Here is a 21,318-nt window from a genome sequence, read left to right as displayed (position 1 = left end):
CTGATAAATCCCCACTTCCCGCATAGGGTTGGCCCCGACCCCACCCTCTCCTCGAACCCCAGGTGGTTGATGCGATGTCCGGCATCCGTGCCCTCCGCAATCGTTTCGTCGACGCGCCCGACTCCCTCGGCGAACGATTCCGCGCGGCCCGCTGGGAGCGGTTCCGCAACTGCTTCCCCGGCATCGCCGACATGCGCGTCGTCGACCTCGGCGGCACCGCAGACAACTGGCTGCGCTCCCCGCTGCGGCCCCGTCACGTGCACCTGGTGAACCTGGAGGCGCACCCCGCCGAGCTGCCCGACTGGATCACCGCCGAGATCGCCGACGTCACCGACCCCGCGATCCCGGACTCCCTCGGCCAGTTCGACCTCGTCGTCTCCAACTCCACGATCGAGCACGTCGGCGGGCACGCCCAGCGGCGGCGCTTCGTCACCGCCATCGAGAAGCTGGCCCCGCTGCACTGGGTGCAGACCCCGTACCGCTACTTCCCGGTGGAGCCGCACTTCCTCGCCCCCGGCTTCCAGTTCCTGCCGCTGGCCGCCCAGGCCAAGCTCGTCCGGCACTGGCCGCTCACCCACAGCCGCCCCGGCACCCCCGAGGAGGGCATGGACGCGGTCATCAACATCGAGCTGCTCACCCGCGCCGAGATGAGCTACCTCTTCCCCCGGTCCGTGATCCTCAGCGAGCGGGTGGCAGGACTCACCAAGTCGCTGACGGCCGTCCGCACCCGGCCCTGATGCGCAGCCTGCCGCGCCGGGCCCTGCGCGCACCCTGGGAGCTGCTCAAGCGGCGCTTCGGGTGGCTCGTCCTGTACGAGCTGCGGAACAAGCTCCTGCTCGCGCCCACCGCGCGGCGGCTGCGCCGTGTCGAGGACGCCGAGACCGCCCGGCTCGCGAAGGTCCTCGGGCACCGTCCGAGGGCCCGGGTGGCGACCGTCATCGCCACCCACCGGCGCCCCGAGGCGCTGCTGCGGGCGGTGCGCTCGGCCCTGGAGCAGTCGGTGCGCGACCAGGTCGTCCTCGTCGTCGACGACGGTGCCGGACTGCCCGAACTCCCGGACGACCCCCGGCTCTTCGCCGTCTCGCTGGCCCGGAACACCGGGGTGGCGGGCGTCGTCCGCAACGTGGGCATCCGGCTGACCGACTCGTCCTACGTCGCCTTCCTCGACGACGACAACGTGTGGGAGCCGGACCACCTCCAGGAGGCGCTGGCCGCCCTGGAGGCGGCCGGCGGCCCCGACGGCGTGTACACGGCGCTGCGGCGGGTGCGGCCGGACGGCACCGACATGGACGTCCTGTCGGTGCCGTACGACCGGCGCAGGGCCGCCCACGAGGCCTTCCTCGACACCAACGCCTTCGTCGCCCGGCGGGTCCCCGCCCTGCACTTCAGCCGGCTGCGGCGCACCCCCGAGGTGCTGCCCCGCGAGGACTGGGAACTGATCCGCCGCTTCGGACGGACGCACCGTGTCGCCCACGTCGCCCGGCCCACCGTGCGCTATCTGGTCAACCCCGGCAGCTTCTACACCTCGTGGCGGGACTGAGGCCGGCCCAGCAGGGCCCCCACGGCGGCGCGCGCGGGCGCCCGCCCCAGCGCCGCCCGGGACAGCTCCCGCAGCAGCACCGCCCCGCGGAAGGCCGCGGCCGCGGCGAGGCCGTGCCGGCGCCGGTAGAGCCGCACCCGGTTCACCACCAGCAGCGACCACAGGCGCGGCGAGACCCGCGACTCGCCGCCCAGGTGCGTGGCGCGCGCCGCAGGCTCCAGCCGGGTGCGCAGGCCGCGGTCGCCGGCCCGCAGGCAGTACTCCGTCTCCTCGGAGTAGAGGAAGAAGGACTCGTCCCAGGGCCCGCAGGCCGCCACGCACGCCCGTGACAGCGCCATCAGCGCCCCGGTGGCCCAGTCCGCCGTCGTCGGCGCGGCGTAGGCACCCGGGGCGGTGACGAGCTCACTGAGCCACGGGAAGCGGCCGGCCCTGCGGTTGCCGAGGACGGCCTCGCCGAGCGCCCGGCTCAGGCTGGACTCGCGGCGCAGGGAGTGGACGAGGGACCCGTCCTCCTCGTAGAGCAGGGGCACGGAGATCCCGACCGCCGAGCCGTCCGGGAGCGGCGTGCCGAGGGCCTCGACCAGGGTGGCGGCGCAGCCCTCGGCCATCCGGATGTCGGGGTTGCAGATCAGGACCGCCCGGTAGGCGTCCTCCCAGGCCTCGGCGGCGCGCAGGGCCGCGTTGACCCCGAAGGCGTAGCCGCCGTTGCGGCCGGTCTCCACGACCGTGGCATCCGGGGCGCGCGTGCGCACCACGGCGACGGTGTCGTCCGAGGAGGCGTTGTCGGCGACGACGAGCCGCCAGTCCAGGCCCTTCATCCCGGCCGGGAGGGAGTCGAGGAAGCCGGGCAGCACCTCGGCGCTGTTCCAGGTGACGACGAGGACGGCCACGGGGCCGACCCCGGCAGCGAGCTGATGACGCATCAAATCTCCACGAGACGGTGGGAGTCAGGAGTGCGCGGACGGGGCGTGCGCGACGCGGTGCGCTCCTCGGGCGTGGCGGGGGCGACTGCGGCCCCGGCCGCCTCGCGCCGCACGAAGCCGAGGCAGCTGCCGCCCGCGCCGAGGAGCAGGAAGAACACGCCCGCGAACATGGGGAAGCTGAGGGTGTCGAAGGTGGCGCTGATGACCAGGGCGACCGTCGCCGAGGCGAAGAAGGCCTGGCCGAGCTCCCGGTCCGACTCCCGCCGGGCGAGCCGCCGGATGGCGCCGCCCTGGTGCACCCCGGTCAGGCCGAGCAGGAGCAGACAGGCCACGCCGAGGGCGCCCAGCTCGGCGACGGTGAGCAGGTACTGGTTGTCGGTGAAGAAGTAACGCTCCGGGGTGAAGGTGCCGAAGCCCCGGCCGAAGACCGGATCCTGCACGAAGTACTCGTAGATCTTCGGGTACTTGATGGTGCGGGCCTGGGTGCTGCTGTCCGCGTTGTTCAGGCTGCCGGAGAACAGGCCCGTGATCGTCCCGATGAGGCCCGGCACCAGGACCTTGAAGACCGCGACCGAGCCGAACAGGATGCCGATCGCCGTCCAGCGCCGCTCGGGCTTCCAGCGCGGCACCATCACGAGCGCGACGACCAGGATCCCGATGATCGAGGTGCGCGACACGGTCAGCGGCAGCCCGCCGCCGAGCAGCACCACCGGCGCCCAGCGCCGGTAGGCGCGCAGATGCCGGCGGGCCGGGTCGAAGGCGTACCAGATGGCGAACGGCAGCAGGATCGCCAGCATGCCGCTGAACTCCAGCGGATGGGCGGTCAGCGAGCGCGGCCGGGTGAAGGAGCCGCGGTCCATGACGTTGACGCTCGCGGTGCTGGAGCTGAGGCCCGGGATGCGCAGCGAGTCGGCGATGTTGGTGCCCGTGAAGAAGTCGTACAGGCCCAGCGCCGCGACCACCGTGCCCATCACCACGAGCCGTCCCATCAGCACGTTCAGCCGCTCGCGGTCCTGGATCCCGGCCGTGGTCAGCACCACGAGCGACACCCACACCAGGAGCACGATCAGCCCCCGGTCGGCCGCCAGGATCTCCTTCTGGCCGCTGATCCGGTCCTGGTTGGCGATGTACGACAGCAGGACGGTGACGCCGAGCACCAGCATCACCGTCCGCATGGTGCGGGTGCCGGGCGCCGGGGCGATCCGCCCGCTGCACCAGGTCGCCAGGTACCAGAACAGACCGAGCAGGGCGAAGACGTTCGCCGGGGTGCCGGCGCCGCCCAGCGCGGGCAGCGCCAGGTTGGACGGCAGGAAGAGGGCGAGGGCCAGATAGCCGGTCAGCACGGCGGTGGCGTCCAGCGGCCGGGTGAGCAGCCGCCGCAGCCGGCCCGCCCCGGGCGCGGGCGCCGGGGGAGCGGGGTGCGGGTCCGGCAGGCCCCGCGAACGGCGGCGCGCCCCCGCCCAGGTCTCCACCACGAAGGACAGCAGGAAGGCGCCGGTGATCCCGAAGACCACGACCGCGGCCACCTTCTGATAGCGGGACTTCGGCTGCGAGACCGGCTTCTGCGGCGGCACGATGCGCGCCGACTGTACGTAGTAGCCGTCCGGCACCCGGGCCTGCCTCTGCAGGACCTGGAGCTGCTCGGCCGCGTAGTCCGTGATCTTCCGCGTCTCGTCGAGCACCTTCGCCCGGTCCTCGCCCTTGACCGTCAGCGTGAGCAGCGGCCCCTCGGCCTTGGCGGCGAAGTCGACCCCGTACTCGTCGGTGATCCCCTTCGCCTGGAGCGTCCGCGCCGTCTCCGGCGACTGCAGCGCCCGGATCAGGACGTCGGCGGTGCCGATCAGCGAACCGCTCGCGTACGCCAGCGGATTGCCGTAGCTCGGCGCCGGCTTGGCCACGCGACTGGAGTTCAGCAGGGCGAGCTGGCTCTGCGACTCGTACGTCACGGGGACCGTCGTGTACAGATAGCCGCCCGCGACCAGACCGAGCAGGGTCAGCGGCACCATCACGTACCAACGCCTGCACAGCACACGGAAGATCTCGGCGATGCTCACGAACCCTCCCCCGGTTCCCCTCGGTCCTGCCAGTATCGGTGCTGATGAACAGAGACGTGCTGACTCCCGAGGGACTCGCCCGCGTGCTGCTGCGCCGCTGGTACGTCCTGGTCCTCGCCGCGCTGGTCACCGGCGTGGCCTGCTACCCGGCGCTGCGGCCCGAGCCGCGCTACCAGAGCTCCGCGGTGCTCGTGGTGAAGCCGCCGCGCACCGACAACCAGCCCAACCAGCTGACCAACCTCCAGCCCTCGCTGGCGATGGTCTCCTTCTCGGTGGTCCAGCAGCTCCAGTCGCCCGCCGGGCGCGCCGAGCTGCGGGAGGCCGGGGTGCACGGCACCTACCGCCTCACGCCCCGCAACAGCGGCACCAGCGCCACGCCGTACTACTCGATCCCCACCCTGCAGATCGAGTCGGAGCAGTCCGCGCCCGAGGCGGCCGACCGCACGGTACAGGCGATCATCGGGGTCTACAGCCGGCACCTGAGCGCCCTCCAGGCGGCCCAGGGCGTGCCCGCCGCGACGCTGCTCACCGTCGATCTGGTGAACCGCCCCGGCACCGTCGCCCTGCCCCCCAACCGCTCCCGGGCCTTCGCCGGGGTGGGCGCCCTCGGCACCCTCACCGGCGTCATGTCCGCGCTGTGGGTCGAGCGGTACGCGACGGCACGCCGCCGCCGGCGCACCGCCCCGGAGCCGCCGGAGGTCAGTGCGCCGCACCGTGCTCCGTGAGACGTCCGTCCCGCTCCTCGTAGAGCTCGCCCGTCTCCGGGCACTCCCAGATCCCCGGGCGCTCCGCGTGCGCCGTCAGCCGGACGCCCGCCTTGCCGACCCAGCCCGCCCGCCGGGCGGGCACGCCCATCACCAGGGCGAAGTCGGGGACGTCGGCGGTCACCACCGAACCGGCCGCGACCAGGGCCCAGCGTCCGACGCTCACCGGGGCCACGCACACCGAGCGCGCGCCCACGGCGGCGCCGTCGCCGATCCGCACCGCCACCGGCTCCCAGTCGCCGCCCCGCTTGAGACGGCCCCCGGGATCCACCGCGCGCGGGTTGTGGTCGTTGGTGAGGACCACGGACGGTCCGATGAACACCCCGTCGCCGAGCACCGCGGGCTCGTACACCAGGGCGTAGTTCTGCAGCTTGCAGTTGTCGCCGATGGTCACACCGGGGCCGACGTACGCCCCCCGGCCCACCACGCAGTTCTCGCCGAGACGGGCGTCCTCGCGGATCTGGGCGAGCTCCCACACACTGCTGCCGGCGCCGACGACGGCCTTCTCGTCGACCTGCGCGGTGGGCTGGACCCGGTAGTTCACAGACGTGCCTTTCGTTCGGAGGGTCTCTTCGGGAGCGGCTGCGGCCGCCGAGGTGCCCGCCGGGAGCCACGGCCCCGGCACGCACCGCAGGACAGGACCTAGATCCCGCGCCGCTTCCACGACTGCCACCAGAACCACTCGCGGGCCCGCTCGGCGACCGCCGAGAGGACGAGCGGCTGCAGGTACGGCATGGTGCGGGCGCCGATCCGGCGCCGCAGCCGCAGCGCCCGGTACTCCGGCAGCGCCTCGGCGTCGGGCCGGCAGGCGCGGGCGAACTCCACCAGCTCGTCCACCGGCACGACGTCCGTGCGTCCCCGGTCGTACGCCCGGTAGGCCCGGCGCAGCGCCTGGCGGGCCAGGCGCGTGTCGACCAGGCCGGCGAGCCGCTGCCGCTGCGGGAGCAGGTCGCCGCACTTGTCGAGGACCGAGGTGAACGCCACCCGCCGCTGCCGGATGTCGTCCAGCTGGCCGCCGAAGTCCGTGGTGGACATGTTGTCGCCGTGCACGCGGTAGAAGGCCTGGTCCGCCCCGCGGACGTAGCCGACGTCCGCGTGGGCGGCCAGCCGCATCCACATCTCGATGTCCCCGGCGTGCGGCAGGTCGGGGTCGTAGCCGCCCACCGTGCGCTGCAGGCTGGTGCGGACCATCACCTCGGGCGAGGTGATGCACCCCGTGCCCTCCCGGAAGCGCCGCTCCAGCCACCAGTGGCCGGGGTAGACCACGGAGCCGGTGCTCCGGGTGCGGGCCGCCGGCAGCGGCCCGCCGTGCCGGAACCGGAGCGGTCTGCCGTAGGCGAAGCCCGCCTCCGGGTGGGCGTCGAGCAGGGCCGCGGCCCGCACGAGCGCCCCGGGGACCAGTCTGTCGTCGGCGGAGAGCAGGACGACGTAGTCGCCGTCGGCCCACTCCAGGAGTCCCTCGTTGTAGGTGGCGATGTGGCCCATGTTGCGCTCGTGGACCCGCACCTCGATCCTCGGGTCGGAGGCGGCCAGTCTCCTGGCCACGTCCGCCGAGTCGTCGGGCGACGCGTCGTCGATGATCAGTACCCGCACGTCGAGGCCGGGCTGCTCGTCGAGCACGCTGCGTACGCAGTCGGCCAGGAAGTGGCCGTACTTGTAGCAGGGGATCACGACGCTGACAGAGCTCATGTGGTGCGTTCCCCGTTTTCGTTGCGTGGATCGGTCGGTCGGAGGGCCGGTCGTGAGGATCGGGCCGGCCCTCCGTGGTGCGGTCGGCCGGAGGTCAGTCGGTCGTGAAGACCGGGCCGACCCAGTAGTTGGTGGAGTTGTAGGAGCCGTTCGGGAAGGCGGCCGAGGCGCCGTACCTGTAGAGGCCGTTGGCGGAGCCGCTGGTGTCGGCGGGCGCCGACAGCGGGTAGTTCAGGTACGTGCCCGTGAAGTACGCGGGATCCGAGGCGTAGTTGCCGTTCGGCGCGTGGTACGAGGCCACGTACGTGGTGCCGGCGGTGACGGCGACCGGGGCGGCGAAGGTCAGGGTCTGCCAGCCGGTGGCCGTCTCGCCCGTGAAGGTGCCGGTGGCCAGCAGGGTGCCGTCGGCGGCCCACAGGCTGCCGGTGTGGCTGCCGGTGTTGGTCGCGCCCTTGTAGAAGGTGATGCCGGTGACCTTGCCGTCGACCGCGGACCGGAAACGGGTGCCCAGTTCCAGGGAGTTGCCGTCACCGGTCTCCGCGGGCTTCGCGGGCACGGTCTGCGCGTTCCACAGGGTGCAGGGACAGGCGGTCGGCGGCGGCGTCGAGCTCGTCGTGAAGGTCCACGTGACCGGGTCGGCCATCGCGTTGCCCCACAGGTCGGCGGCCTGCACGGAGACCGTGTAGGTGGTGCCGAGCGCCAACTGGCTGTTGAGCGTGAAGGCCGCGGTCTTGCCGTCGCCGTCGAGCGTGGCCCGGCCCGGGACGGGTGTGCCGCCGGGGCCCTGCACCGTGAACACCAGGGTGCCGCTGTCGATGCTCTGGTTGAAGGTCGCCGACAGCGGGGCGGTGATCGACACGCCGGTCGCGCCCGCGGCCGGCGTGCGACCGGTGACGGCCGGCGGCACGGTGCTGGCCGAGCCGGTCTCCAGGATCGCGTCCACCCAGTAGTTGCTGCCCGCGGCCGCCTGGTTCGGGAAGCCGCTGGTGGCGGTGTACCGGTACACGCCGTTGCCGCCGTCGGTGCCGGACTGCAGCGCCGTCAGCGGGGCGAGGCCCGCCGCCTTGTCGGTGAAGTAGTGCGCGTCGTAGGAGTATCCGCCGTTCGGGGCGAAGTACGAGGCGACGTAGGTGGTGTTGGCCTTCACCGGCACGGGGGCGGCGAACTTCAGCTCCTGCCAGCCGGACGCGGTCTCGTTGGTGAACGTGCCGGTCGCGAGGAGCTGGCCGGTGGCGGACCACAGGCTGCCCTTGTGGGTGCCGGTGTTGGCAGTCGACTTGTAGAAGCGGACGCCGGTGATCGTGCCGGGCACCGAGCTGCGGACCTTCACGCCGAGCTCGACGGAGCTGCCGTCGCCGCCGTTCGGCTTGGCCGGGGCGGCCGTCGCCGGCCACACGGTGCACGGGCACTGCTGCTGGGCCACGGTGAGCGGGACGTTGGTGACGTTGCCGATGTTGACGCTGTCGTCGACGGCGCGGACCTTCAGCTGGACCGGTCCCTCGGCGATGGGCGTCCACTTGTAGCTCCAGGAGCCGGTGCCCTCGGCCGCCTTCCAGGTGGTGCCGCCGTCGGTGGAGACCTCCACCCGGGCGACCACGCCGCCGCCCGCGTCGGCGGCGGTGCCGGTGACGGTGATCTGGCGCAGGGCCGGGACGGAGGCGTTGGCGGCGGGGCCGGTGACCGTGACGGCCGGCCCGGTGGTGTCGGTGGAGGCGGAGGCCGTGACGAGCCCGGACTGGAGCGACCTGGGCTGGAGGCCCATGTCGGCCAGGACGTTCACGGTGGCCTGCTGCATCCGCTTGTCCTCGGTGACCACGCCGCCGTCCGGGTCGGCCGTCGGGACGTTGGTCAGCCCCCAGGACCACTGCACGGTCCCGGCGCCGAACACCAGGGCGTGGGAGGTCTGGTCGCGGAAGGCGACGAGGCTGTGCGTGGCGGTGCCGTTGCCGTAGTAGTTGCCCCAGTCGAGCAGGTAGTTGCCGTCGTTGACGTCGACCGTGGTGGAGGAGAGCCTGATCTGGCCGGACGGCCGGGAGGCGTTCTCGATGTCGCTGTCCCACTCGTAGCCGAGGGTGCCCTGCGGGAAGGTGGCGACCTGGTTGCCGGTGAGGCCGGCGACCGTCGTGTTGCGCCACAGGCGCATCTTCGCGAAGGCGGCGGGCACGGTGATGGCGTCGTTGCGGGGGCCGTTCACCTGGAACAGCGAGCCGGTGAGGATGTTCTGCGGTCGGTAGGGCTCACCCTCCTTGGTGCTGTCCGGGTCCATCCAGGTGCCCGTCCACACGTTGCTCGGGTCGGCCACGCCGTTCGGCGTCGGGAACTTGAGCTTGGTCTCCTTGTAGCAGACCAGGGTCCGGTTCGCCGTGCCGCTGCCGTCGATGCTCGGTTCGAGCCGGGTCTTCCAGAAGATCTCGTTGCCCGAGAAGTACGTCTGGTGCTGGCCCGCCTTGCGTGCGTTGAGGACGTTGGTGAACTGCTCCTGGGTCCAGTACTCGTCGTGGCCCTGCGACATGAACATCTTGTGGTTGGCGAGCAGGGCGGAGCCGCGGGTGGCCGTGTCCAGACCGGAGACGTAGCTCAGGTCGTAGCCGTTGCGCTCCAGCCACGAGATCATCTCGTACTCGGAACCGTAGATCCCGTTCTCGCCGCCGATGTCCATCGGGCGGTTGTAACTGACCTTGTACGCACGCCCGTCGGGCGCGGGGCCCTGGCCGTCGTAGAGGTTGGTGCCGCCCCAGTCGTTGTACGCCTGCCAGGTCTGGTCCGAGGTCTGCACGACGATGTCGGAGCGGCTGGCGTCGTTGCGCACGACGAACGGGTACGGCATGAGCCCGTTGCCGTCGGCCTGGTCGAAGTTGACCACGTAGAGACCGGAGACCGCGTCGCTCGGCACCGTCCAGCTCACGGTGGTGGGCCAGTTGCCGCAGTCCATCAGGCCCGTCGGCTGGTCCTTCACACAGCCGGGGCGCTGGCTGAGATAGGTGGCGGGGTAGGTCTGGGCGGCCTGGGCCTCGGTGGAGACGAGCCGCGCGCCGTCACCGCCGTACCAGCCGAGCCGGTAGATCCTCACGTGGTACGAGGAGGGCGACTGGACCTTGAACTGGAGGGTCTCCCCGGCCTGGAGGCTCATCTTGGTGGGGAATCCCGCGATGTCGCCCCAGGAGCTGCCCGCGAACCAGTCGGACATGGGCGTGCCCGGCTTGGAGTTCTCGCAGACGATGGGATTACTGCCCGTTCCGCAGGGATCGGCGAGCGCGCTCGCCTCTCCGCCCGGCGGCAAGAAGATCGCTGTCAGCGCCGCGGCCAGGGCGAACAAGGCGCCTCTGGCCCGGCGGAAGTGGTTTTGCATCGCTGTACCTTTCACGGGCAGTACAGATCCAGGCCGCCCAGCGGCCGGGGTGGGGGAGCAGGCCCTAGTTCAGGGCGTTCACCAGTGCGTCCACGACCTGTCGCTGCTGGTCGTGGGTGATCTGCGGGAACAGCGGCAGCGACAGGATCTCGTCGGCCGCCCGCTCGGCGTGCGGGAAGTCCCCGCGCTCGTGGCCGAGATGCCGGTAGGCGGGCGTCAGGTGCACCGGGGCCGGGTAGTGCACACCCGCCCCGATGCCGCTCGCGTTGAGCTTGCCCACCACCGCGTCCCGGTCGGCGCCGGGCACGCGCACCACGTACAGGTGCCACACGTGCGCGTTGCCGTCGGCCGTCGTGGGGCGGACCACGCGGCCGGTCCCGGCGAGCGGGGCGAGCAGCTCGTCGTAGCGGGCCGCCGCCGTCCGCCGCGCCTCGTTGCCGGCGGCGAGCCTGCGCAGCTTCGCGCGCAGCACGACGGCCTGCAGACCGTCGAGGCGGCTGTTGAAGCCGGGCACGTCGTGCCGGTACTTGCGGACGCCGCCGTGGTTGGCGACGGACCGCACCAGGGCGGCGGCCTCGGGGTCGTCGGTCAGGACCGCGCCCGCGTCCCCGTAGGCGCCGAGGTTCTTGCCCGGGTAGAAGCTCGTGGCGGCGATGCCTCCGCTGCCCGGGGTACGCCCGTGCCGGCTCGCGCCCTGGCTCTGGGCGGCGTCCTCCACGATGCGCACCTGCGCGGGCAGTTGCCCGGCGAGCGCGGCGACGTCGGCGCACTGCCCGTAGAGGTGGACCGGCACCACGGCCCTGGTGGCCCCGCCGACCGCGGCCCGCGCGGCCAGGGGATCGATCAGCAGGGTGTCGGGGTCGCAGTCGACCAGGACCGGGCGGGCGCCGGTCCGGGTGACGGCGCCCGCCGTGGCGATGAAGGTGTTCGCGGGAATGACGACCTCGTCGCCCGCGCCGACACCGCTCGCGCGCAGCGCCAGCTCCAGGGCGTCCGTGCCGTTGGCGACGCCCACGACGTGCGCGACGCCGCCGAACTCGGCGTACTCGCGCTCGAAGGCGGCGACCTCCTCGCCGCCGATGAAGGCGGTGTCGGCGAGGACCCGGTCGAAGCCGACGCGTATCTCCTCCGCGACCTCCGCGTGGGCCGCCTTCAGGTCGACCAGGGGAATCTGGTTCATGAGCCGTTCACTCCTCGTGCCGGGACCGTCAGGTCCCCCTGGACGGTGCTGTCGTCGCGGTCGCGGTGTCGTTCGTCGAGTGCCGGGGCCGGCGCCTCCCGCAGCCGGCGGGCGGGGGAGCCCGCCCACACCTCGCCCGGCGGTACGTCGCCGAGGACCGTGGAGCCCATGCCGACCAGCGACCAGTCGCCGACCGCCGTGCCCTCGCGGACCAGCGCGCCCGCCCCGAGATACGCGCCCCGGCCGATCCGGGCGCCGCCGCCCAGGCGTACGCCCGAGGCGAGGGTGGCGAAGTCGGCGATCTCGTCGTCATGGGTGAGGACCGTGTGCGGCATCACCGCGACGTGCCGGCCCACCCGTACGGCCGCGGTGAGCACGGTGTGGGCGAGCAGCACCGTGCCGGGGCCGACCGTGCAGCTCGCGGAGACCACGGCGGCCGGGTGGACCACCGTCGTGTAGCGGTGCTCGGGCAGGGCCAGCCGCCGCACCACCCGGGCCCGGGAGGCGTAGTCGCGCGGGCTGCCGACGCACACCACGAAGGACGCGTTCGGCAGCTCCGCCGCCCGCTCGGTGCCGCCGAGCACGGGCACGCCGTCGACCTCGGCGCCGTGCAGTGCCGGGTCGTCGTCGAGATGGCCCGCCAGCGGCAGGCCGGCGGCGCGGGCGGCCTGCGCGGTCTCCCGCGCGAAGCCGCCGGCGCCGATGATGACGAGCTGGGTCACGGACGCGCCGCCGCTTCCCGCAGCACGGCGACCACGTGGTCCTGCTGCTCCTCGGTCATGGTGTGGAACAGCGGCAGGATCAGCGAGTCCCGGCTGATCCGCTCGGTGACGGGGAGGGCCGCGGCGGGGTGCCCCGCGTAGGCGGGTTCGAGGTGGCTCGCCATGATGCCGCGGCGGGCCGATACCCCGGCCTCGGCGAGCGTCGCCAGCAGCTCGTCGCGTCCCGACGGGAAGTCCTCGCCGAGCAGCACCCAGTACGACTGGTAGTTGCTCTCGCCGTGCGCGGGGTCCCGCACCGGTTCCAGGCCCGGCACGTCGGCCAGCAACGCGGTGTAACGGGCGCCCAGTTCACGGCGCCGGGCCACCATCGCGTCGAGCTTCCCCAGCTGGGCCAGGCCGACCGCGGCCTGGATGTCGGTCATCCGGTAGTTGAACCCGGTCTCCAGGTAGCTCTCCAGGACCGGCTTGCCGCTCGCGTGGCGCTCGGCGGCCGACACGTTCATCCCGTGCTCACGCAGCCGGCGGAGCCGCGCCGCCCACTCGGCGTTGTCGGTCGTGATCATGCCGCCCTCGCCGGTGGTGAGGAGCTTGCGCGGGTGGAACGACCACGCGGCGAGCAGGGCGCCCCGCCCCACCGAGCGGCCGGCGACGGTCGAGCCGATCGCGCAGGCCGCGTCCTCCACCAGCGGCAGCCCCCAGGCCGCGCAGGCCTCCCGCAACTCCTCCACGTCCGCGGGCACCCCGCCCTGGTGGACGACCAGGACGGCCTTGGCGCGCCCGGTGCGGACCGCGTCCACCGTGGCTGCGGTCAGGTTTCCGGTGGCCGGGTCGACGTCCGCGAAGACCGGCTCGGCGCCCACGTACCGCACCGCGTTGGCGGTGGCGATGAAGGACAGGGACGGCACCACGACCTCGTCGCCCGGGCCGATCCCGAGCGCGACGAGCGCCAGGTGCAGGGCGGTGGTGCAGGAGCTCACGGCCACGCCGTGCCGGGCACCGACCCGCTCCGCGAAGGCCTGCTCGAACGCGGCGACGCGCGGCCCCTGGGCGACCCAGCCGGACCGTACGGCCTCGGCGGCGGCGCTCGCCTCCTCCTCGCCCAGCCACGGCACCATCACGGGGATCCGCACCGGGGCCTGCTCGGCGTCGGTCGCGGTCGCGCCCTTCTCCGCCCGCCACCAGTCGACCAGGTCCCTCAGGCCGGTCCGCAGGTCGATCTCGGCCTTGAAGCCGAGCCGCTCCTCGGCCAGCGAGGTGTCGGCGAGCCGTCGGGTGACCCCGTTGACCGCGCGCGCCGGGCCGTGCACCGGCTCCAGGTCGGAGCCCATGACCTCGAGCAGCGCGTCGGCGAGCTCGCGCAGCGAGGTCTCCGTGGCGCTCGCCACGTTGAACACCTCGTCGGTCAGGTCCGCGCGGGCGGCCAGGATGTTGGCGCGTGCGATGTCGCGGACGTCGACGAAGTCCATCGTCTGCGTGCCGTCGCCGAGGATCAGCGGCGGCTCGCCCGAGGCGATCCGCTCCATCCAGCGGATCAGCACCTCGGTGTACAGACCGTGGATGTCCATCCGGGGCCCGTAGACGTTGAAGTAGCGCAGGGCCACGTAGTCCAGGCCGTACATGGCGTGGAAGCTGCGCAGCATGCCCTCGTTGAAGGCCTTCGCGGCGCCGTAGAACGTGTCGTTGTTGTACGGGTGGTGCCGCTCGCCGGTCGGGAACGACTCGGCCAGTCCGTACACGGAGGCCGAGGACGAGGCGATCACCTTGCCCACGCCGGCGGCCGCCGCGGCCTCCAGGACGTTGAACGTGCCGTCGACCATCACCTCGTTGGCCAGCCGCGGTTCCTCCGCGCACTGCGTGATGCGGATCGCCGCCAGGTGGTAGACGAGATCGGCGCCCTCGGTCACCCGGCGCACCGTCGCCCCGTCCCGGATGTCGCCCTCGACGAGGCGGACCCGTCCGCTCGCCATCGCCCCCGCCAGGTTGGCCCGGCGGCCGCGCACGAAGTTGTCGAGCACGACGACCTCGCGCGCGCCCCCCTCGACCAGCAGGTCCGTCACATGGGAGCCGATGGTGCCGGCACCGCCGGTGACCAGGATCCGCTTGTCCCGAATATCGCTCAACGCCGTTCTCCCACCGCTTCGTTCGCGTTTTTCAGGGACCGGTCGGCACCGGTCCGCAGGCCGACGACCGCACCGCGGAACTCCAGGCTCCGCGAGGCCGCCTCCAGAATGTCCAGGACCCGCAGCCCCGCACGTCCGTCCGTCAGCGGCGCCCGGCCCCCGGTGATCGCCGCCGCGAACTCGTCGACCATGCTGCGCAGCGCCTCCTTCTCGCCGATCGCGGGGGCGACCATGTCGCCGCTCCGGTACGAGATGAGGGCCTCACGGCGCTCGTCCGCGCCCAGGTCCTGGGGCGTCGCCAGGTCCACCCCGCGGTCGAAGACCGCGACGCGCTGCGCGGGGTTCAGGTCGTCCCAGACCAGGGTGCGCTTCGCGCCGCCGACCATGGTGGTGCGCACCTTGGTGGGGGAGAGCCAGTTGACGTGCACGTGCGCGATGGCACCGGTGTTGAGCTGCAGGGTGAGGTACGTGATGCAGTCCTGGCCCGCGCCGATCGGGTCCGCGCCGTGCGCGGCGACCGCCACAGGTTCCACGTGGTCGGGCAGGATGAAGTCGAGGATGGACAGGTCGTGCGGGGCGAGGTCCCACAGCACGTCGATGTCCTTCTGCACCAGGCCGAGGTTGATCCGCACCGAGTCCACGTAGTGGATGTCGCCGAGCGCGCCCTCGTGCACCAGCTCGCGGATCTTGGCCACGGCCGGGGTGTAGCAGTAGGTGTGGTCGCACATCAGGGTCAGGCCGCGTTCCTCGGCCTCGGCGACCAGCCGCGCCCCGTCGGCGTAGGTGGTGGCGAGCGGCTTCTCGACGAGGACGTGCTTGCCGGCGCGCAGCGCGGCCAGCGCCACGTCGAGGTGGGTGCCGGCCGGCGTGGCGACGGCGACGGCGTGCACCTCGGGGTCGGCCAGGACCGCGGCGTAGTCGGCGGTGGCCTGGACGGTGGAGTATCCGCCGAGGACCCGCTGGGCCCGGGTGACGTCGAGGTCGCACAGCCAGCGCAGCCGGAAGCGGTCGCTGGACTGGAAGTTGCGCACGAGGTTGGGGCCCCAGTAGCCGGCGCCTATGACGGCGACTCCCAGTCGCTCGTCGGGTCGGTCGGCGTCGTTCAACGTGTTCCCCTCCAGGTCGGTGCCCGTGTCGGTGGGCTGGTGTGTGCGCATGTCAGTAGGCACCCGTGCCGCGCAGGACGGCGGGGCCGGTGCGGAGCAGGATCACCGCGTCGAGGCCGAGCGACCAGTTGTCGACGTACGCCAGGTCGAGCCGTACGGCCTCGTCCCACGGCAGGTCGGAGCGGCCGCTGACCTGCCACAGGCCGGTGAGGCCGGGCTTCACGAGGAGGCGGCGGCGGACCTCGTGGCTGTAGCCGGCGACCTCCTCGGGCAGCGGCGGGCGCGGTCCGATGAGCGACATCCGCCCGCTCAGCACGTTGATCAGCTGCGGCAGTTCGTCCAGCGAGTAGCGGCGCAGCGTGGCGCCGACCCTGGTCACCCGCGGGTCCTCGCGGACCTTGAAGAGCAGCCCGTCGCTGTTGTGGTTGGCGTCCGCGAGCTCGGCCCGCAGGGCCTCCGCGTCGGGCCGCATCGTACGGAACTTCAGCATGGTGAACTGCTTGCCGTGCAGGCCCACCCGCACCTGCCGGAAGAACGCCGGCCCCTGGCTGCCGAAGCGCACCATCACCGCGACCACGCACATCAGCGGTGCCAGCAGCACCAGCAGCACCGCGGCGATCAGCCGCTCGGCCAGCTCCTTGGGGAGCCGGGCGAGCCGGGACAGCCGAGGCGCCCGGACGTGGATCAGCGGGACGCCGCCGACCGGCCGGACCTCCAGGCGCGCCGCGGCCACGTCCCCGAACCCCGGGGCGAGCAGGAAGTCGCCCCCCGCGGCGGCCGTGCTCCAGGAGAGCCGCCGCATCAGGACCGCGTCGATCTCCGGAGTCGGCAGCACCACCACGGCCGTGGAGCCGCGGAACGTCCGGATGGCGCCCGGGACCTCGTCGACACCGCCGAGCACCGGCACCCCGAGGGCGGCGACCTCCTCGGCGTTCACCGGGTCCGTCAGGCACACCCCGGCGATGTCCATGCCCTGGAGCACGGCGGCCGCGGGCGCACCGGGCCGTCCGTCGCGCAGCAGCGCGGTGAGCAGTTCGGCGACCCCGGCCGCGGGCCCGACGAGCACCGCGGTCGTACGGTTCCGGCCCCGCGCCCAGTCGCGGCGCAGCCACTGCCGCAGCGCGAACCGTGCGGTCAGGGACAGGACCGCGGCCGCCGGGGCCGCCAGGATCATCTCGTGCAGCAGGTCGAGATCGCGGGCCATCCCCCAGCCGAGCCCGGCGGCCAGGGCCGGCAGGACCAGTGCGCCGCGCAGCACGCGCCGGTACACCTCCGTCCCCGACCCCAACGAGCCGCGCGCGTGCGCCCGGTGGGCGTACAGCGCGACCACCCAGGCCGGCGGCATTCCGAGGACGACCGGCCAGTGGCCGCCGGCCCGCAGCACCAGCAGTGCGGCGGCGACGGCCGCGGCGGCGTCCGCGGCCAGCAGCACGATCTGGTGTCTCCTCCGCCACCACAGGCGGTGGACGTCGAAGTGTGTGGATTCGACGCGATGCCGCTCATGCGTGACCGGCAGGACGGTCATCCATTCCCCCCAAGGGCGCTTCGCGCGCACCCCGTTGAACCCCTCGCGGCCTCTCCCCCCGATCGATCCATGAGCGCACGACGCATGGACAGGGGAAGGGCGGCGACGGTCGACGAGGGTACGCGGCTCTTCCGCCTGACAAATCGGTGCGGACCGAGGTCGCAAGTCTCCCCAGCCACGGCCGGGGTCCGCACAGGACGCAGAATCCGCCCGGGACACGACTGTGTTCGCGACCGAGCGGATCCGGCAGCGCTCAATCTAGACCAACTGGGGCAGGTCATCCAGGAGTTGTGTGAAACTCCTACCGATAGTTGAAGGAACTGTAAGAGTGGGACGGGTTGGTCATACTGTCCCCGTGCCCAGCATCGTGATCCCCGCCCACAACGAGGAGCGCACCCTCGGGCGTCTCCTGGACCGTCTCCTGGACGGCTCCTCGGCCGACGAGTTCGACATCCTGGTCGTGTGCAACGGCTGCACGGACGCCACCGCCGACGTCGCCGCCGCGCGCGGCCCGAGGGTCCGTGTGGTCGAGACCCCCGTCCCCTCCAAGCACGAGGCCCTGCGCCTCGGCGACGAGCACGCCCACGGTTTCCCACGGATCTACGTGGACGCCGACGTGGAACTCGGCGCGGCCGACGTACGGGCCCTCACGGGCGCGCTCACCGGGCCGGACGGCGTCCTGGCCGCCGCGCCCGAGCGGGAGCTCCCGATGACCGGGTGCTCCTGGCGGGTCCGGGCCTACTACCGGGTGTGGCAGCGGCTCCCCGCCGTACGCGACGGCCTGTTCGGGCGCGGCGTGATCGCCATGTCCGGCGAGGGCCACGCCCGTGTCGCCGCCCTGCCGCCCCTGATGGCCGACGACCTGGCCGCCTCGCTCGCCTTCGGTCCTGCCGAACGCGCCGTGGTCCCGACCGCCCGGGTCGTGGTCCGCCCGCCCCGCACCTGGGCCGACCTCATCCGGCGCCGGGTCCGCGCGGCCACCTCGACGGCCCAACTGGAGGACCACCAGCGCCGGTCGGCCCCCGCCGGGAGCGCGGCGCCGGCCGGGGCCGGCGGACCGGGCGAGGCCGGGGCACCGGCGGAGGTCACCCGATCGGCCGGACCCGCGGATTTCGCCGGGGTCGCGGGGTCCGCGGGGTCCGTCCCAGGCGCGGAAACCGCCGAGGTCGCGGGGTCCGTCCGGGGCACGGAAACCGTCGAGGCCGCGGAATCCGTCCGGCCGGCGCAACCCTTCCGGGCCGGGGTGTCCGCGCAGCCCCCGGCGCCCGTGGGGTCCACGCCGTCGCCCTCGGCCCGTACCGGCCTCGGCGACCTGCGCGCGATCCTCCGGGCCGAACCGACCCTGCTCCCCGCGATGTTCGTCTTTCTCACGGCGGCGCTCGCCGCCCGCCGGGGCGCGCGCCGGGCCATCCGGAAGCGCGACTTCGACACCTGGCTCAGGGACGAGAGCAGCCGCCAGGACTGAGCGCCCCGCCCGTGTCCCGGTGCCCCGGTGCGCCCGCCACGCGCACCGGGGGGATCCGGCCGTTCCCGCCCGAAGGTGATCACCGCCGCCTACGCTGCTCATGATCGCGCCTGAGGAGGGTCATGCCATGACGAACCGGATTCCGGGGCGGCGTTCCGCCCGCACGGCGGCGGCGCTCGCCGTCTGCGCCGCCTGGATCGCCGTCACCCCGGCCGCGGGCGCCGAGGAGCCGGCGCCCGCCGGACGCGCCGCCGCCGCCGGACCGCTCACGCCCGCGAGCCGGTTCTACGTGGACCCCGACAGCGGGGCCGCCCGGCAGGCGCTCGTCGACCGGGCGGCCGGCGACCCGGAGAACGCGGCGCGCATGACCGCGCTCGCCGGACTTCCGCAGGCCGAGTGGTTCACCGGCGGTACCCCCGACCAGGTGCACGACGACGCGGCGGACCTCGTGGTCCGGGCCCGCGCTGCCGGGCAGCTGCCCGTGCTCGTCGCGTACAACGTGCCCGGCCGGGACTGCGGGCTCTACTCCAGCGGCGGCGCGGCCGACTCCGCCGCGTACCGCGCCTGGATCGGCGCCCTCGCCGACGGCATCGGCGACCGGCCCGCCGTCGTGATCCTGGAGCCGGACGGCCTCGCCGCCCTGCCCAAGGACTGCGCCGGCTCCGTCGATCCCACCGGCGCCCTGACCGCAGCCCGCATCGCCGACCTCGACTTCGCCGTGACCACCCTCAAGGCCCGCACCGGCACCGCCGTGTACCTCGACGCCGGCAACAGCCGGTGGCGGGCCGTCGGTGACATCGCCCGGCGCCTGATCGACGCCGGAGCCGCCCGCGCCGACGGCTTCGCCCTCAACGTCTCCAACTTCCAGCCGACCGACGAACTGGAGCGGTACGGCACCTGGGTGGCCAAGTGCGTCCGGTTCGCCACCGGGGGACCCGAGTGGGCCCGCGGACACACCGACTGGTGCGCCGACCAGTACTACTCCGCCGCCGCGCCCAACGACGGCGCGCCCGGCAACGCCGTCTCCGTCGACGACCCGAGCACCTGGCACTGGACCGACGCCTGGTACGACCAGGCCGTCGGCCACCCGTCCGCCACCGAGCTGCTCCACTTCGTCGTGGACACCAGCCGCAACGGCCGCGGCCCGTGGAAGCCCGCTCCCGGCACCTACGCCGACCCCGAGACCTGGTGCAACCCGCCCGGCCGTGGCATCGGCGCACGTCCGACCGCCGACACCGGCGTCCCCCTCGTCGACGCCTACCTGTACGTGAAGACCATCGGCGAGTCCGACGGCAGCTGCGCCCGCGGCACCGGCGGCACCGTCGACCCCGAGTACGGCGTCGTCGACCCGCCCGCCGGAGCCTGGTGGCCCGACCTCGCGCACGGGCTCGCCCGCGAGGCCCGGCCGGCTCTCCTGCCCTGACCCTCGACGCGGAGCCCGGTCGTGGGCGATGATCACGGCCGCACCACGCCATCCCCCACACCGCACACCCCCCAACGGGAGGACGTTGATGGCACGCCGCACATCCCGCGGCCTGATGGCCGCGGCCACCGCCACCGTGGCCCTGATCGCCCCGGCCGGGGCGGCCTCGGCCACGGGGCAGGCCCCCGCCACGGCCGGACCGCAGGCCCGGATCTTCATGGTCAACCCCGTGCAGTCCTCGGGAGACCAGTCGCTCGGCGACGGCAAGGACTCCGCCACCGCGGTGCCCGCCACCGCCTACACCACCGCCGTGCTGCGCAACCTCGACGGCAGCGGCGGCCTCTCCGGCCGCTGGGCCTATGTCAGGTCCGACACCGGCGCGTCGGCGAAGACCGCCGCGGCGGCCGGGTACGACCGGAGCGACGACCAGTTCGAGCAGGTCATGGCCTACTTCTGGGTCGACCGGGCCCAGGAGTACCTGCAAGGGCTCGGCTTCGGCAGCGAGCTGCCCGGAGCCAACGACCGCCCGCAGGCCGTCCGGATCAACCAGTGGGGCGCGGACAACTCCTTCTTCACCGACAAGAAGGACGAGATCCGCTTCGGCAAGGGCGGCGTCGACGACGCCGAGGACGCCGAGGTCATCGTCCACGAGTACGGGCACGCCGTGCACGAGGCCCAGGTGCCCGGCTTCGGCAGCTCGCCCGAGGCCGGTGCCATCGGCGAGGCCTTCGGCGACTACCTGGCCGTCGAGGTCGGCGCCGACGCGGCAGCCGGCTACGGCTGGCCCGTGCGGACCGCCCCGGGCTGCGTCGCCGACTGGGACTCCGTCCCGTACAGCACGGCCCCGCACTGCCTGCGCCGCGTCGACGGCGGCAAGGTGTACGCCGACCGGATCGGCGAGGTGCACGCGGACGGCGAGATCTGGTCCCGGGCGCTGTGGGACATCCGCGGCGCGCTCGGCGCCCGGACCGCCGACCGGATCATCGTGAACGCGCAGTTCGGCTTCGCCCCCGACACCTCGTTCTCGGACGCGGCCGCGAAGACCGTCGCGACGGCGCGCGTCATGTACGGCCAGAGCGCGGCGGACGCCGTTCGCGCGGCCTTCCGGTCCCGCCAGATCCCCGGCGTCTAGCACAGAACCGGGGGCCCGTGGCCTCCGCGGCCGAACGGCACGACCGGCCCCGGGCACCCCGCCCGGGGCCGGTCCCGTGCGGGGCGGAGGCCCTGCGGCGCGGGTGCCGGTGGGGCCGGCCCCCGGCGACCGCGGGTGCCTGTGGGGGCCCGGGGACGCGGGTGCCGGTGGGCCGGACGCCCAGGCACATGGGGGTGCCGGTGGGGCGGGGACGCACGGGGACCGGGGTGCGGTGCGACGGACGCCCGGCGACCACGGGTGCGGTGCCGGTGAGGTGAACGCCCGTGGCCGTGGATCCGGCGTGTCTCCCCGGGCGGCGTTCCCTT

At 73.5% G+C, this 21,318-nt stretch carries 16 protein-coding genes; 6 read left to right on the top strand and 10 right to left on the bottom strand.

Going from position 1 to position 21,318, the window contains the following annotated elements; all coding sequences use genetic code 11:
- Positions 1-74 precede the first annotated feature (74 nt).
- Together ACGF1Z_RS14890 and ACGF1Z_RS14885 are read left to right on the top strand one after the other, a co-directional pair.
- A complete protein-coding gene (locus tag ACGF1Z_RS14890; RefSeq protein ID WP_393003771.1) occupies positions 75-737 on the top strand; it encodes a class I SAM-dependent methyltransferase in 663 nt (220 codons plus the stop codon).
- A complete protein-coding gene (locus ACGF1Z_RS14885; protein WP_393003769.1) occupies positions 737-1,540 on the top strand; it encodes a glycosyltransferase family 2 protein in 804 nt (267 codons plus the stop codon). Before ACGF1Z_RS14890 ends, ACGF1Z_RS14885 begins: the two co-directional genes overlap by 1 nt.
- Here the strand turns inward: ACGF1Z_RS14885 and ACGF1Z_RS14880 are convergent.
- Together ACGF1Z_RS14880 and ACGF1Z_RS14875 are read right to left on the bottom strand one after the other, a co-directional pair.
- A complete protein-coding gene (locus tag ACGF1Z_RS14880; RefSeq protein WP_393003767.1) occupies positions 1,519-2,463 on the bottom strand; it encodes a glycosyltransferase family 2 protein in 945 nt (314 codons plus the stop codon). The genes ACGF1Z_RS14885 and ACGF1Z_RS14880 overlap by 22 nt on opposite strands.
- Positions 2,463-4,517, bottom strand: coding sequence for an O-antigen ligase family protein (locus tag ACGF1Z_RS14875; protein ID WP_393003765.1), 2,055 nt, complete (start codon positions 4,515-4,517; stop codon positions 2,463-2,465). The genes ACGF1Z_RS14880 and ACGF1Z_RS14875 overlap by 1 nt, the downstream gene beginning before the upstream one ends.
- 44 nt (positions 4,518-4,561) lie before the next feature.
- Between ACGF1Z_RS14875 and ACGF1Z_RS14870 the strand changes: the two genes are divergently transcribed.
- Positions 4,562-5,242 (top strand): hypothetical protein, encoded by a 681-nt coding sequence (locus tag ACGF1Z_RS14870; protein WP_393003763.1) that lies wholly within the window; start codon positions 4,562-4,564, stop codon positions 5,240-5,242.
- Here ACGF1Z_RS14870 and ACGF1Z_RS14865 read toward each other — a convergent pair.
- The 8 genes from ACGF1Z_RS14865 to ACGF1Z_RS14830 all read right to left on the bottom strand — a co-directional run bounded on the left by ACGF1Z_RS14865 (position 5,217) and on the right by ACGF1Z_RS14830 (position 16,972).
- On the bottom strand, positions 5,217-5,825 hold the full coding sequence (locus tag ACGF1Z_RS14865; RefSeq protein ID WP_393003761.1) for an acyltransferase: 609 nt from the start codon (positions 5,823-5,825) through the stop codon (positions 5,217-5,219). The genes ACGF1Z_RS14870 and ACGF1Z_RS14865 overlap by 26 nt on opposite strands.
- A 98-nt stretch (positions 5,826-5,923) precedes the next feature.
- On the bottom strand, positions 5,924-6,970 hold the full coding sequence (locus ACGF1Z_RS14860) for a glycosyltransferase (protein WP_393003759.1): 1,047 nt from the start codon (positions 6,968-6,970) through the stop codon (positions 5,924-5,926).
- A 94-nt stretch (positions 6,971-7,064) separates the two neighbouring features.
- Positions 7,065-10,319: a DUF4082 domain-containing protein gene (locus tag ACGF1Z_RS14855; RefSeq protein ID WP_393003757.1), complete on the bottom strand. Its 3,255-nt coding sequence runs from the start codon at positions 10,317-10,319 to the stop codon at positions 7,065-7,067.
- Between the two features lie 64 nt (positions 10,320-10,383).
- Positions 10,384-11,499 (bottom strand): DegT/DnrJ/EryC1/StrS family aminotransferase, encoded by a 1,116-nt coding sequence (locus ACGF1Z_RS14850; protein WP_393003755.1) that lies wholly within the window; start codon positions 11,497-11,499, stop codon positions 10,384-10,386.
- The gene (locus ACGF1Z_RS14845) at positions 11,496-12,221 is read right to left on the bottom strand and encodes an acetyltransferase (RefSeq protein WP_393003753.1); all 726 of its coding nucleotides are present in this window, start codon (positions 12,219-12,221) and stop codon (positions 11,496-11,498) included. The genes ACGF1Z_RS14850 and ACGF1Z_RS14845 overlap by 4 nt, the downstream gene beginning before the upstream one ends.
- On the bottom strand, positions 12,218-14,341 hold the full coding sequence (locus ACGF1Z_RS14840; protein ID WP_393003751.1) for an aminotransferase class I/II-fold pyridoxal phosphate-dependent enzyme: 2,124 nt from the start codon (positions 14,339-14,341) through the stop codon (positions 12,218-12,220). The genes ACGF1Z_RS14845 and ACGF1Z_RS14840 overlap by 4 nt, the downstream gene beginning before the upstream one ends.
- Positions 14,338-15,498: a Gfo/Idh/MocA family protein gene (locus ACGF1Z_RS14835; RefSeq protein WP_393003749.1), complete on the bottom strand. Its 1,161-nt coding sequence runs from the start codon at positions 15,496-15,498 to the stop codon at positions 14,338-14,340. Before ACGF1Z_RS14835 ends, ACGF1Z_RS14840 begins: the two co-directional genes overlap by 4 nt.
- Position 15,499: 1 nt before the next feature.
- Complete coding sequence (locus ACGF1Z_RS14830; RefSeq protein WP_393003747.1) at positions 15,500-16,972, bottom strand: sugar transferase; 1,473 nt, start codon at positions 16,970-16,972, stop codon at positions 15,500-15,502.
- A gap of 355 nt (positions 16,973-17,327) precedes the next feature.
- On the opposite strand from ACGF1Z_RS14830, the gene ACGF1Z_RS14825 reads away from it, so the two are divergent.
- From ACGF1Z_RS14825 to ACGF1Z_RS14815, 3 genes are all read left to right on the top strand, one after another.
- Positions 17,328-18,437 (top strand): glycosyltransferase, encoded by a 1,110-nt coding sequence (locus tag ACGF1Z_RS14825; protein ID WP_393003745.1) that lies wholly within the window; start codon positions 17,328-17,330, stop codon positions 18,435-18,437.
- Positions 18,438-18,564: 127 nt separating this feature from the next.
- Positions 18,565-19,860, top strand: coding sequence for a glycoside hydrolase family 6 protein (locus ACGF1Z_RS14820; protein ID WP_393003743.1), 1,296 nt, complete (start codon positions 18,565-18,567; stop codon positions 19,858-19,860).
- Positions 19,861-19,948: 88 nt separating this feature from the next.
- Positions 19,949-20,992, top strand: coding sequence for a M4 family metallopeptidase (locus tag ACGF1Z_RS14815; protein ID WP_393003741.1), 1,044 nt, complete (start codon positions 19,949-19,951; stop codon positions 20,990-20,992).
- Positions 20,993-21,318: the final 326 nt, after the last annotated feature.

Source organism: Streptomyces sp. NPDC048018, from assembly GCF_043202995.1.
Classification (GTDB): Bacteria; Actinomycetota; Actinomycetes; order Streptomycetales; family Streptomycetaceae; genus Streptomyces.
The sequence above is the reverse complement of the archived record's forward strand: the minus strand, read 5'-3'. Positions and strand labels throughout refer to the sequence as shown.